This is a genomic window from Streptomyces aurantiacus (assembly GCF_027107535.1).
Classification (GTDB): Bacteria; Actinomycetota; Actinomycetes; order Streptomycetales; family Streptomycetaceae; genus Streptomyces.
Genome location: NZ_CP114283.1, coordinates 8,665,630 through 8,677,654 on the forward strand (window position 1 = coordinate 8,665,630; position 12,025 = coordinate 8,677,654).

Consider the following 12,025-nt stretch of genomic DNA (forward strand, 5'->3'; position numbering starts at 1 on the left):
CTCGGGGCGGTTCACGGCATCGTCAGGACAGCAGGTCCGGCTCGCTGCGGCTGATGTCCTGCCACAGCGGCTGGTAGTTGATCCACGCGACCAGATCCCCGCCGAGCTGCTCCCGGGTGGCGACCGCCTGCTTGTGGTCGATCAGCACGGGGCGCCCCGCCGCGCACGCGGTCAGCTGCACCTGGCAGGACCGCTCCATCGACAGGAACCACCAGGCCGCCGCGTCCACCGAGTCGCCGACCGTCAGCAGCCCGTGGTTGCGCAGCACGAGCGCCTTGCACGAGCCGAGCGCGGAGGCGATCCGCCGTCCCTCCTCGGCGTCCACGGCGACGCCCGAGTACGCGTCGTAGAGCGCGTGGTCCTCGTAGAAGGCGCAGCTCTCCTGGGTGATCGGGTCGAGCAGGTCGCCGAGCGCGGACAGCGCGCGCCCGTTGACCGAGTGGCAGTGGGCGACCGCGACGACGTCGGGACGGGCCGCGTGCACCTGGGCGTGCACGGTGAACGCGGCCTGGTTCACGTGGTAGCGGCCTTCGAGCACCTGCCCCTCGCCGTTGGCCATCACGAGGTCACCGACGGTGACGTGCTTGAACGGCATCCCGAACGGGTTGACCCAGAAGCAGTCGCTGTACTCGGGGTCGCGTGCGGTGATGTGACCGGAGACCCCGTCCTCGAAACCGAGCCGGCCGAAGAGCCTGAGCGCGCCCGCCAGCCGTTCCTTGCGGTGCCGGCGCTCGTCGTCGAGCGACTCGTGCATGGGCGGCATGGCGAACCGCAGCCGGTCGGTGGGAAGGGGCAGGGGCGGGGTGGGCCCGTGCATATGTCCTCCAGCCCTGAGGAACGGACTCCGTACGTGGTTACGGGCGGGAAGTTACCGGCGGTCCGCGCAGGAAAACAGAGATGCAGGAGAAGAGAGTGCACAACCGTTGTACGGGGTTACTGGTCTGCCTGACTGGAACACCGATCGGTCGGGCACCTGCACCGACGCCCCCTGGAGGACCCCCTTGCGCAGTAACCCCCACACGCTGCGCGGACCGCGCCCCGCGACCGCATCCCCCGCCCGCCCATGAAGAGAACCGAGCGCCTCATCGCGGACATGCTCCGACAGGTCGCCACCCGCGACGTGGTCGTCCTGGACGACCCCGGCGGGTCCCCCCGCCGCCTCGCCGCACTCACCTACATCGCCGTCCAGTACGGCTTCCGGTACGAGGAGACGAGCAGACTCGGCCAGACACTTCAGGTCCGGCTGGTCCGTGACCCGCGCCCCGAGGCCCGCGAGCGCAGTACGGCGGCTCTCGGCCGGCTCGCCGCGGGCCGCGCCCCGGGCATGCGGCCGGGCACGCTCAAGCCCCTGCCGGACGTGGCACCGGCGGTGGGGCTGCTCAGGACCCGTATCGAGTTCGACGCCCTGGCCGACGACCTCGACTGGCGTCGCAAGGCCGTCTTCATGACCGCCAGCGCGGCCCTGATGGCTCTGCTGCTGATCCCCGCGGGCTGGAGGGCGTCACTCGCCGCGAGCGCCACCATGGCCGCGGTGTTCACGGTCGTCCTGCGCCTGGAGGTGTTACGGAGGGACCGGCTCGCCCGGCGCCTGCGGTCGGCGGGACTGATCTGAGGCTCTTTCCCGCCGAAAGGGCGACAGCGGATGTCGGGTAACGGCGCCAGACTCCTCGTATGACTCGGACGACGCCGAACTGGGCAGCCTTCACCACCGCGGAACCGGACCTCGCCAGGACGGTCGAGGAACGGTTCGCGGCCTTCACCCACCACACCGTGGCGACCCTGCGCAGGGACGGGTCGCCCCGCACCTGCGGGCTGGAGGTGCGTTTCGCGCAGGGGGAGCTGTGGCTCGGCATGATGCCGGACTCCCTCAAGGCGCTGGACCTGCGCCGCGACCCGCGCTTCGCCCTGCAGGCGAACCCGGGTCCCGGCACGGAGATGGGGGGCGGCGACGTACGGATCGCGGGCCGGGCCGTCGAGGTCCACGACCCGGCGGACAGGGCCCGGTACGCCGAAGAGGCGGAACCGCCGGAGCTGTTCCACCTCTTCCGCACCGAGCTGACGGAGGTCGTACGGACCCACGTCGAGGACGACACGTATCTGGTCGTCGAGATCTGGCAGCCCGGAGAGCCGGTGCGGACTCTCAAGCGGACCTGATCAGACGGAACCGGGCCCCGGCAGGAGCAGGAGCCCCGGCGGACGCGAGGTCCCCGGGGCTCGCGGGACTACTCCCACTCGATGGTGCCCGGCGGCTTCGACGTCACGTCGAGGACCACCCGGTTGACGTCCGCGACCTCGTTGGTGATGCGCGTCGAGATCTTCGCGAGGACGTCGTACGGCAGCCGCGACCAGTCGGCGGTCATCGCGTCCTCGGAGGACACGGGCCGCAGCACGATCGGATGGCCGTACGTGCGGCCGTCGCCCTGGACGCCGACGGAGCGCACGTCGGCGAGCAGCACGACCGGGCACTGCCAGATGTCACGGTCGAGGCCGGCGGCCGTCAGCTCCTCGCGGGCGATGGCGTCCGCTTCGCGGAGGAGGTCGAGCCGCTCCTTGGTGACCTCGCCGACGATCCGGATGCCGAGACCCGGACCGGGGAACGGCTGGCGCTGGACGATCTCCTCGGGCAGGCCGAGCTCCTGGCCGACCATCCGCACCTCGTCCTTGAAGAGCTTGCGGAGCGGCTCGATCAGTTCGAACTCGAGGTCCTCGGGAAGCCCGCCCACATTGTGGTGGGACTTGATGTTGGCGGTGCCCGTGCCGCCACCGGACTCGACCACGTCCGGGTAGAGCGTCCCCTGGACCAGGAAGGCCACCTCCGGGCCCTCGTCCGCGATGATCTCCGCCTGTGCCTGCTCGAAGACCCGGATGAACTCGCGGCCGATGATCTTCCGCTTCTCCTCGGGGTCGCTGACTCCCTTGAGGGCGGTGAGGAAGCGCTCCTCGGCGTCGACGACCTTGAGCTGGACCCCGGTGGCCGCGACGAAGTCCTTCTCCACCTGCTCGGTCTCGCCCTGGCGCATCAGACCGTGGTCGACGTACACGCAGGTCAGCTGCGTGCCGATGGCCTTCTGCACGAGGGCCGCGGCGACCGCCGAGTCCACTCCGCCGGACAGGCCGCAGATGGCGCGCCTGTCGCCGACCTGCTCGCGGATCAGTGCCACCTGCTCGTCGATGACGCTGCCGGTGGTCCAGGACGGGGTCAGGCCCGCGCCCCGGTACAGGAAGTGTTCGAGCACCTGCTGGCCGTGCGTGGAGTGCATGACCTCGGGGTGGTACTGGACCCCGTACAGTTTCTTCTCGTCGTTCTCGAAGGCGGCTACCGGGACGACGTCCGTGGAGGCCGTCACCGAGAAGCCCTCGGGGGCCGCGCTGCACGCGTCGCCGTGCGACATCCAGACGGGCTGCTCGTCCGGGGTGCCCTCGAAGAGGGTCGAGCCCGGCTTGGAGACGTGCAGCGGCGTACGGCCGTACTCGCGGGCGCCCGTGTTGTCGACCGTGCCGCCGAGGGTGGTCGCCATGAGCTGGAAGCCGTAGCACATGCCGAAAACGGGGATGCCGGCCTCGAAGAGCGCGCGGTCCAGGCGGGGCGCGCCGTCCGCGTACACCGACGAGGGGCCGCCGGAGAGGATGATCGCCGCGGGGTTCCTGGCGAGGATCTCGTCGACCGGCATGGTGCTCGGGACGATCTCGCTGTAGACCCGGGCCTCACGGACTCGGCGGGCGATGAGCTGGGCGTACTGCGCGCCGAAGTCGACGACCAGCACGGTGTCGGGGGCGACGGGGGACACTTCTGGCACGGTCTGCCTTCCGGCGGTTCAACGGGCTGTGGTTCCGAGTCTAACGGGGGCCGCGGGGCAGGCGCCCACGGGTGAAAAAGGGCGTCTCAGTATCCGAACCGGGTTGGAGCGTGCCGTCCGCGCGGGCATACTGCTCCCATGCTCACGCACCAGACCTTCGTCTTTACCTATGGCAACCGGCCCACCGGCTGCCATGGTCGTGCTGCTTGAGCAACTGACAAGCGACTTCCCAGGCGCCCCGGGCCGACAAGGCCCGGGGCGCCTGCGTTTTCCGGACCTTGCCGCTCCGGGGCACCCCACTCGAAGAGGAGCCCACGAGATGAGCACAGTCACCACGGACCCGGCCGGCGCGACGGACAGGACCGGCGCCCGTACCGAGGAAGCCGCCGGCGTGATCACCGGAGCCCGCGAACGCATCGACGCGCTCGACGACCGGATCATCGGCCTGGTCCAGGAACGCATGGCCGTCTCGGCCGTCATCCAGGAGGCCCGGATGACGTCGGGCGGCCGCCGGGTGAACCTGTCGCGCGAGATGGAGGTGCTCGGCCACTACAGGGACGCCCTGGGCAAGCCCGGCACCTCGCTCGCGATGACACTGCTGGAGCTGTGCCGGGGCCGGGTCTGAGGCCGCCTGCGGCAGCGCGTACGACACCCGGGTACGACATCCGCGTACGACGGACGTCCGGTGCACGCACGTGCCCATGCCCTCTCACCCGTACGACGCGTGACCGCCCCGCGAGAGGCTTCGTTGGTCCCGGTGTCCGTGTCAGCCAGGGGCGGGCCCGAAGAACCACGCGTGGCTCCGCTGGGACGATGAGGCGTACGGACGTACGCCGTGGGACCTCGTTCCAGAGAAGTGACCGGTCGGCAGGGGACAGCAGCCCGGTCACCCAAGAGACGGCCGGCTCCGGGGACGCCCGGAGCCGGTCGGCGGAATCTGCACAAGGGCGGTCGAAACGGTTGCGGAGGCCGCGGCCCGTCGAGCACGATGCCTGGAACCACCCGAAGTCCCTGCGCCCCACCGCATCGCACCGCCCCACCGCCATTGGTCGACACCACGTGCGCGCCCCCCGTGCGCCGGGGCGCCGACCGGCGGACGAGACAACCAAGCGGCGCTACCCCCCCCGGCGCCGCCTCCAAGGCACCGGCGCTGCCCTGACGTCGGTGCTGACCACGAAGGGCCCCGCGGATCGTCCCGCGGGGCCCTTCGCCCGTCCCGGCGGGTCCGTCAGTCCGCCGCTTTCTCCAGCTTGGCGAGCTGCGCCTCGACGAGTTCGTCCGGCACCTCGACCTCGTCCACGTCCAGCATGTTCATCGAGCTGAAGGCCACCAGCGTCGTCCCGTCCCGGACGACCGTGTACGCGGCGGGCACCTCCGCCCCCTCGATCGAGGCGACCAGCCTGAACGCGACGGACTCGTCGCCCAGGTCCGGGCCGGCCAGCGCCTTCACGTCCTTGTAGTCGTAGCCGGTGTGCCGGTACGCGGTGCAGTTCTCGGTCGCCGAACGCAGCCCCGCGATCACCTCGTCGGCCTCGCCGGGCTCGTACGACAGGAGGGTGAGCGTGGTCACCGAGGCGTTCGTCTCGTCCTTCGGGCTGACGCCACGGCTGACTCCGGCGGCCGACGGGGGGTCGGTGGTGAAGAGGAACATGTCGGCGACCGACTGGCACTTCGCCGGTTTCGCCGGGACGGACTGTCCCAGCAGGTCCGCGCCCTCCGACGCCTTGACCTCGAAGCCCTTGACGTCACCCGTCACGAGCGCGGCCTTCTTCAACTGCGCCTCGCGCAGGGGCCCGTCCGCCCTGCCCGACTCCGGGGCGGCCTCGGCCTGCCGGGTGGGTGCCTTCTTTTCGCCCGCGTCGGCCGTCCGTTCGCCCGCCGCCGACGGCGAGGCCTTCCCGTCTCCCGCGGTACCGCCCGCGCCGCACGCCGCGGTGCCGCCGAGGGCCGCCAGGGCCGATGCGGCCACCAGGGGCCGCGCGATCCTTGTCCTCATCCTGTTCATCATGTCCGCGACACCGTCCCACACGACTCCGAACCGGACGCGCCGATGTCCCGGCTGCGGTCGTACGGGTCGGTGGTGGGCCCGCTCGGCGGTGCGCCCGAGGGGGCGGAGGCCGAGTCGAACTGCGGGTGCAGGAAGCCGTCGTAGACGTCGCAGGCGGAGTTGGAGAGGTCCTGGTCGTGTCGGATGACCATGAGCCTGCCCGGGGTCGCCCGGTACTTCGCCGGGTCCGCGAGCTCCAGGTCGAGGACCCGGCGGACGATGGTGCGGGTGACCTCCGTGGAGTCCGGGTCGGCCGGGGCCAGCGCGTAGACGAAGGTGTAGTCGGCGTGGATGGCGACGGATCCGTCCCGGCCCGCCTTGAAGGTCGTCCGGCCACGGGTCTTGACCACGTCGCCGACGAGCCGCACCTCGTCCGGGTCGAAACGGCTGAAGAGCCAGAGCGGGTCGTTGTCCTTGCCGGGCTCGCGCAGCCACGACTTCGCGTCGTCGAGCATCTCGGGCTGCTGGGGGTCGAGAACCTTGTCGAGCACGGTCTCGGGCCGGCCGCCGAGCAGCGTCTCGCGGTCCAGATTCGCGTCGACGAGCAGGGACTTGGTCCGCTCCAGGGCCTGGGCGACCTGGTCCTTCGAGAACGAACCGACCGGCCTCGCATCCGGCAGGACGATCCCGGCTGCGCCGTCGGCGTAGCGCAGGGCCGGGGAGCCCGCGAAGGGCTTGTCCAGGGTGGGGGTGCCGGGCGCGGAACCCGGGGCGGTGGTCTCCGGCGCGGTCTCCTCGGGCAGCGGGGGCGCGTTCCGCGAGCCCGGGTCCGTGCCGAAGAAGTCGCCCGGCAGCAGGGACGGCTTCATGGCCACCACGGCCACCACGACGGCGAGCGGGATGCCGATGATCGCCCACATCCTGCGGCGCCGGGCGGCACGCCCGTTCATCTCCTGCCAGGCGGGACCCGTACGCCAGCCCGGGGGCAGTTCGCCGCGTGCCTCCTGCTGACGCAGCCGCTCGGTCACCATGCGGGCGCGCGCCGAGGGCTCCTTGGGTGCCTCGGAGGTCCGGATGTCCCGCTCGCTGTCCTGGACGAACCGCTCCCACATCTCGTCCGGTATGGACTCCCCGGGCTCCTCGGGTGACTTCTCGGACGGCTTCTCGGCCACGGCGCTCGCGCCTCTCCCCCATCGTCGGCCCGGGGGCCGGCTTGCTGACGACTCGCTGTCCGGCCTGCTCGACAGCCAAACGAGGGTCAGTTCTAAGGCGTGGGCGGGGCAGTTCACAAGTCGAACCCGGGTGTGACCCACCCCACATAAGAATTCTGTGAGTTCGAGGACAACCCTTCACAGGAGTCACAGGTCTCACTTGCGGAACCAACGGCCATGCCCGTGCCCGGCACGCGGAGGCCTCCCGAATCTCGTGCCGCGTCGTTGCGGCGCACCGGACTTTCCGAGGTCTTCATGAAGCTTCGCCGTGTCATGGCCGCTGCGGCCACGACGGCTGTCATAGCCCCGCTCGCGCTGCTGTCGGCTCCGGCCGCGTTCGCCGACGGGACCACGCCCACCGAGACGTCGTCCGCGTCCACGACGCCGACCGCGACGGCGACCAGCACCGAGACCACGACGCCCAGCGCGACGCCCACGACGACGCCGCCGAGCACCGAGATCCCCTCGGGCACGCCGACCCCGAGCGCCGGCACGACGGCCTCCACGACGCCGTCGACGACGCCCGGGCCGAGCGAGGAGCCGACCGACCCGGACGTCCCGTACTGCGAGGACGTCGACGAGAACTACGGCGACGCCAAGGTGTCCGCGGACATCAAGGGTCTGCCCGGCAAGATCGTCGCGGGCGACGGCTTCCACAACTTCAACCTGGTCGTCACCAACGAGTCGAAGGCCGACATCAAGGGTGTCGCCTTCTACGCGGAGATCGAGAACTACGAGCTCGACGAGGCGAAGTTCCTGAGCCCGTACGTCACGCTGGAGTTCAAGAACACCGAGTCCGGCAAGTGGGAGCGGATCGGCGACGAGAACTGGGCCGGTGACTACTTCTTCTACGTCGAGTCCCTGAAGGCGAAGGCGAGCGAGAAGGTCAGCCTGCGCTTCAGCGTCGACAAGGGCGCCCCGGCCGGCGACTCGTACTCCTTCGGCTCCGGTGCCTACCTGGACAACGTCAAGGGCCAGGACTGCATCGCCGAGGGCTGGGCGCAGTACGACTTCGAGGTCCTGAAGGCCGGCTCCACCAACCCGAAGCCGGGTACCGCCAAGCCGAGCGACGGCGACAAGGACCCGGTGAAGAAGCCGCAGGGCAACGTCTCCGAGCTGCCGACCGGCAACCTCGCCGAGACGGGCTCCAACTCCGCCCTGCCGACCATCGGTCTCGTCGGCGGTGTCGCCCTCGTCGCCGGTGCGGGCGCGGTGTTCGTCGCCCGTCGCCGCAAGTCCGGCGCCGACGCGTAAGCGCTCCGCTCGGAGCGTGTGATTCGCCTGCGGGCCGGTGGGAGCCGGCCGCGCAGGACGCGTAAGGCCTGAGCGCTTCACGCAAGAGACGAAGGACCTGCACTCGGAGGGGGGCGCAGGTCCTTCGTCGTTTCCCGGAGGTACGGGGATGCGTGGCCGCTACTTCTTCGGGGGCATCACCGGCATGCCGAGGAACGGCAGCCGCAGCGCGCCGAAGGCGTCCGCGGGGACGGCGGGCGAGAGCGGCTCGACCGGCTTCAGCCGCTCGTACGCGGCTCCGGACGCCGGACGCGGGTCGGCCTCGCCCTTGTTGGGCCAGTACGACATCGCGCGCTCGGCCTGTGCGGTGATGGTCAGGGACGGGTTCACACCCAGGTTCGCCGTCACCGCGGCACCGTCGACCACGGAGATGCCCGGGTGCCCGTACAGCCGGTGGTAGGGGTCGATGACACCCTCGTCCGCGGACGCGCCGATCGGGCAGCCGCCCAGGAAGTGGGCGGTCAGCGGGGTGCCCATCAGCTCGCCGACGTTCGAACCGGCGAAGCCGTTGATCTCCGCGGCGATCGCGGAGGCGCCCTCCGAAGCCGCCCTGATCTGCTTCGGGTTGGGCGCCCCGTGGCCCTGGCGTGACGTCAGCAGGCCCTTGCCCGCACCCTTCGGCTTCAGGTACGTCGTCAGGGAGTTGTCGAGGGACTGCATCACCAGGCCGATGATCGTGCGCTCGGACCAGCGGCGGTTGGAGAGCGAGCGCGCCACCAGGGCGGGGTGCCGCACCGCGTTGAGCAGCCAGCCGAGAACCCTCGACGAGCCTTCCGTGTAGGGGACCTGGAGGATCGACAGGCCGCCCATCGAGTTCGACCCCCGGCCGTAACGGACGGGCTCGATGTGGGTGTTGGCGTCCGGGTGGATCGAGGACGTGATCGCGACCCCGCGGGTGAAGTCGACCTTCGCCTCGCCGGTCACCTTGCGGTAGCGGCGGTCGCTGGTCTGCGCGCCGACCAGCGCCTCGGAGTTCGTACGGGTCAGCTCGCCCAGCCTCTTCGACAGGTACGGCAGCTGGCCGCCCGCCTTCATGCGGTGCAGCAGGGTCTGCGTGCCGTACGTACCGGCCGCGAGGACGACCCGGTGTGCCGTGAAGACGCGCCCTTCGCCCCTCCGCCTGCGGTTGGTCGGGAGCGTCGAGACGGCGTACCCGCCCCGCGAGTCGTCCGTGACGGACACGGCGGTCGTCAGGGGGTGGACGACCGCGCCCGCCTTCTCGGCGAGGTACAGGTAGTTCTCGTTGAGGGTGTTCTTCGCGCCGTGCCGGCAGCCCGTCATGCACTCGCCGCACTCGGCGCACGCGCTGCGGGCCGGGCCCGCGCCGCCGAAGTACGGGTCGTCGACCTGCTGTCCCGGCTGCGCCTTCACGGTCCCGTCGGCGTCCTCGCCGTCACCGAAGAAGACACCGACCGGCGCCATGTGGAAGGTGTCGCCCACGCCCATCCGCTGGGCGGCCGCCTTGAGATGGACGTCCGAGGGGGTCATGGTCGGGTTGAGCCGTACGCCGAGCATGCGCTGCGCCTGGTCGTAGTACGGCTTCAGCTCCGCCTGCCAGTCGGTGATGTCCTTCCACTGCGGGTCCTCGAAGAACGGCTTCGGGGGTACGTAGAGGGTGTTGGCGTAGTTGAGGGAACCGCCGCCCACGCCCGCGCCCGCGAGCACCATGACGTTGCCCAGCAGATGGATGCGCTGGAGGCCGTACATGCCGAGCTTCGGCGCCCAGAGGTAGTTCTTGAGGTCCCAGGAGTTCTTGGGCAGCGTGCCGCGGGTGAAGCGGCGGCCCGCCTCCAGGACGCCCACGCGGTAGCCCTTCTCCGTGAGGCGCAGGGCGGTCACCGAGCCGCCGAAGCCGGAACCCACGACGATGACGTCGTAGTCGTAGTCGTGGGACGCGTCTTGCTGCCGCACGTCGTCTCCTTGCTGCGGGTCGTTTGCCGTTGCTCGCGCTCACGCGGCGGAGCCGCGAATCGATACAGCCCCGCGCCCCATCGGCGCGCCTAGCGGAACCGGAACGCCTTCATGAGGCGCAGGCTGCGGCTCATGAACTGGGCGTACTTCTCGTCGTCCATGCCGAGGGACGGAGCCATCGGCAGCAGGCGCTGCTGGGCGACCGTCTGGGCCTCGGTGTACTTGAGGATGCCCTCGGAGCCGTGCCGGCGGCCGAGGCCGGAGTCCTTCATGCCGCCCATCGGCGACTGGACGCTGCCGTACGCGGGCGCGTAGCCCTCGTTGATGTTGACCGTCCCGGTGCGCAGCCGGGCCGCGACCTTGGCACCGCGGCGGCCGTCCTTCGTCCAGACCGACGAGTTGAGGCCGTACGCCGTGGAGTTGGCGGCCTCGATCACCTCGTCCTCGTCCTTGAACCGGTAGATGGAGACGACCGGGCCGAAGGTCTCCTCACCGCAGACCGCCATCGGCGCCTCGACGCCGTCGAGGATGGTGGGCTCGAAGAAGTACGGGCCGATGTCGGGGCGCGCGACACCGCCCGCGACGACCGTCGCCCCCTTGGCGACGGCCTCCTCGACGTGCCGGGTCACGGTCTCCAGCTGGCGCTCGCCGACCAGCGAGCCCATCTCGGCGCCGTACGCGAGGGACCTGCCGAGCCGCATGGCCCTGGTCCGCGCGGCGAACCGCTCCACGAAGGTGTCCGCGATCGACTCGTGGACGTACAACCGCTCGATGGAGATGCACAGTTGGCCGGCCGACGAGAAGCAGGCGCGGACCGCGCCGGCCGCGGCCTTGTCGATGTCGGCGTCCGCCAGGACCAGCATGGCGTTCTTGCCGCCGAGTTCGAGGGAGACGCCGACCAGCCGGGCGGCCGCGCCCTGGGCGACCTGGCGGCCCGTGCGGGTGGAGCCGGTGAAGGAGACGTAGTCGGCGTGCTTGACGACCTCCGGGCCGACGACGGGTCCCTCACCGAGGACGACCTGGAAGACGTCGGCCGGCAGGCCCGCCTCGATCAGCAGGTCACGGGCCCACAGGGCGGTGAGGCAGGTCTCGGTGTCGGGCTTCATCACGACGGCGTTGCCCGCGACGAAGGCGGGCAGCGCGTCGCCGACGGAGAGTTCCAGCGGGTAGTTCCAGGGGGCGATCTGGCCGACGACGCCTCGCGGGTGGCGCAGCTCGGTGACCTTGGTGAGGGTCGGCATGGCGCCCGCGTGCCGCTTGGGGCGCAGGTAGAAGGGTGCCCGGCGGCCGTAGTGGCGGGCCGCGACGGCGACCGCCTGGACCTCCTCGTGGGCGTGCAGCCGGGCCTTGCCGGTCTCCAGCTGGATCAGGTCCAGTACCTCGGCCTGGCGGGCGAGCACGAGGTCGTGGAAGCGGAGGAGGACGGCCGCGCGCTGCCTGACCGGTACCTGGGCCCAGACCGCCTGGGCCGCGCGGGCCCGCTCGTAGGCCTTCTCGACGTCCTCCGGGGTGGACTCGGGCAGGTCGGCCAGCTTCTCGCCGGTGAACGGCGTGTGGTTGGCGGTCCGGCCCGAACCTGCGACGCCACGCGTGAGCTGTGCGATCAGCTCCGGCGTGACCACGTCAGCAGCCGTGCGGGCGCCCTCGGGGGCGGGCGCGAGGGGGTTGGTGCCGGTCTTTTCCGGGGCCTGTACCGGGGCCTGCGAGTCCGTCATGAGCCGCAGGGTATGCCCGCCCGGCCTCTTTGGGTACCCGGCGGTAATAGGGATTCACGGAGTACACACACGACGCCAGTGATCACTGGCAATAAATGGCCTGATCAGGGT

At 70.9% G+C, this 12,025-nt stretch carries 10 protein-coding genes; 4 read left to right on the forward strand and 6 right to left on the reverse strand.

All coding sequences use genetic code 11. From position 1 onward, the window contains the following. Window positions 1–22: 22 nt before the first annotated feature. The gene (locus O1Q96_RS40195; protein ID WP_269252804.1) at window positions 23–817 is read right to left on the reverse strand and encodes a class II aldolase/adducin family protein; all 795 of its coding nucleotides are present in this window, start codon (window positions 815–817) and stop codon (window positions 23–25) included. A 246-nt stretch (window positions 818–1,063) separates the two neighbouring features. Here O1Q96_RS40195 and O1Q96_RS40200 point away from each other — a divergent pair, with 246 nt between their 5' ends. Together O1Q96_RS40200 and O1Q96_RS40205 are read left to right on the forward strand one after the other, a co-directional pair. Further along, complete coding sequence (locus O1Q96_RS40200) at window positions 1,064–1,612, forward strand: hypothetical protein (protein ID WP_269252805.1); 549 nt, start codon at window positions 1,064–1,066, stop codon at window positions 1,610–1,612. Window positions 1,613–1,671: 59 nt separating this feature from the next. Further along, entirely contained in the window at window positions 1,672–2,154 is a 483-nt protein-coding gene (locus tag O1Q96_RS40205; RefSeq protein WP_269252806.1) for a pyridoxamine 5'-phosphate oxidase family protein, read from the forward strand. A 68-nt stretch (window positions 2,155–2,222) separates the two neighbouring features. On the opposite strand, the gene guaA is transcribed toward O1Q96_RS40205, so the two are convergent. Then, window positions 2,223–3,797: a glutamine-hydrolyzing GMP synthase gene (guaA, locus tag O1Q96_RS40210; RefSeq protein ID WP_269252807.1), complete on the reverse strand. Its 1,575-nt coding sequence runs from the start codon at window positions 3,795–3,797 to the stop codon at window positions 2,223–2,225. Between the two features lie 319 nt (window positions 3,798–4,116). Between guaA and O1Q96_RS40215 the strand changes: the two genes are divergently transcribed. Then, window positions 4,117–4,422 carry a chorismate mutase gene (locus tag O1Q96_RS40215; protein WP_217457848.1) on the forward strand — a complete coding sequence of 102 codons (306 nt, stop codon included), beginning with the start codon at window positions 4,117–4,119 and terminating at the stop codon, window positions 4,420–4,422. A 603-nt stretch (window positions 4,423–5,025) separates the two neighbouring features. Here O1Q96_RS40215 and O1Q96_RS40220 read toward each other — a convergent pair. Together O1Q96_RS40220 and O1Q96_RS40225 are read right to left on the reverse strand one after the other, a co-directional pair. Further along, window positions 5,026–5,793, reverse strand: a complete 768-nt coding sequence (locus O1Q96_RS40220; protein WP_269252808.1) for a hypothetical protein — start codon at window positions 5,791–5,793, stop codon at window positions 5,026–5,028. Between the two features lie 8 nt (window positions 5,794–5,801). Continuing rightward, window positions 5,802–6,956, reverse strand: coding sequence for a hypothetical protein (locus O1Q96_RS40225; RefSeq protein ID WP_269252809.1), 1,155 nt, complete (start codon window positions 6,954–6,956; stop codon window positions 5,802–5,804). 294 nt (window positions 6,957–7,250) lie between these two features. Here O1Q96_RS40225 and O1Q96_RS40230 point away from each other — a divergent pair, with 294 nt between their 5' ends. Then, entirely contained in the window at window positions 7,251–8,249 is a 999-nt protein-coding gene (locus O1Q96_RS40230) for an LAETG motif-containing sortase-dependent surface protein (RefSeq protein ID WP_269252810.1), read from the forward strand. Window positions 8,250–8,408: 159 nt separating this feature from the next. Here the strand turns inward: O1Q96_RS40230 and O1Q96_RS40235 are convergent, their stop codons facing one another. Both O1Q96_RS40235 and O1Q96_RS40240 read right to left on the reverse strand, forming a co-directional pair. Continuing rightward, window positions 8,409–10,199: a GMC oxidoreductase gene (locus tag O1Q96_RS40235; RefSeq protein WP_269252811.1), complete on the reverse strand. Its 1,791-nt coding sequence runs from the start codon at window positions 10,197–10,199 to the stop codon at window positions 8,409–8,411. A gap of 89 nt (window positions 10,200–10,288) precedes the next feature. After that, on the reverse strand, window positions 10,289–11,914 hold the full coding sequence (locus O1Q96_RS40240; protein ID WP_269252812.1) for a succinic semialdehyde dehydrogenase: 1,626 nt from the start codon (window positions 11,912–11,914) through the stop codon (window positions 10,289–10,291). Window positions 11,915–12,025 lie beyond the last annotated feature (111 nt).

Coding starts and splice junctions, on each gene's coding strand:
- O1Q96_RS40215 (WP_217457848.1), top strand. CDS start 4,117: ATGAGCACAGTCACCACGGACCCGGCCGGCGCGACGGACAGGACCGGC.
- O1Q96_RS40205 (WP_269252806.1), top strand. CDS start 1,672: ATGACTCGGACGACGCCGAACTGGGCAGCCTTCACCACCGCGGAACCG.
- O1Q96_RS40200 (WP_269252805.1), top strand. CDS start 1,064: ATGAAGAGAACCGAGCGCCTCATCGCGGACATGCTCCGACAGGTCGCC.
- O1Q96_RS40220 (WP_269252808.1), bottom strand. CDS start 5,793: ATGAGGACAAGGATCGCGCGGCCCCTGGTGGCCGCATCGGCCCTGGCG.
- O1Q96_RS40230 (WP_269252810.1), top strand. CDS start 7,251: ATGAAGCTTCGCCGTGTCATGGCCGCTGCGGCCACGACGGCTGTCATA.
- O1Q96_RS40240 (WP_269252812.1), bottom strand. CDS start 11,914: ATGACGGACTCGCAGGCCCCGGTACAGGCCCCGGAAAAGACCGGCACC.
- O1Q96_RS40195 (WP_269252804.1), bottom strand. CDS start 817: ATGCACGGGCCCACCCCGCCCCTGCCCCTTCCCACCGACCGGCTGCGG.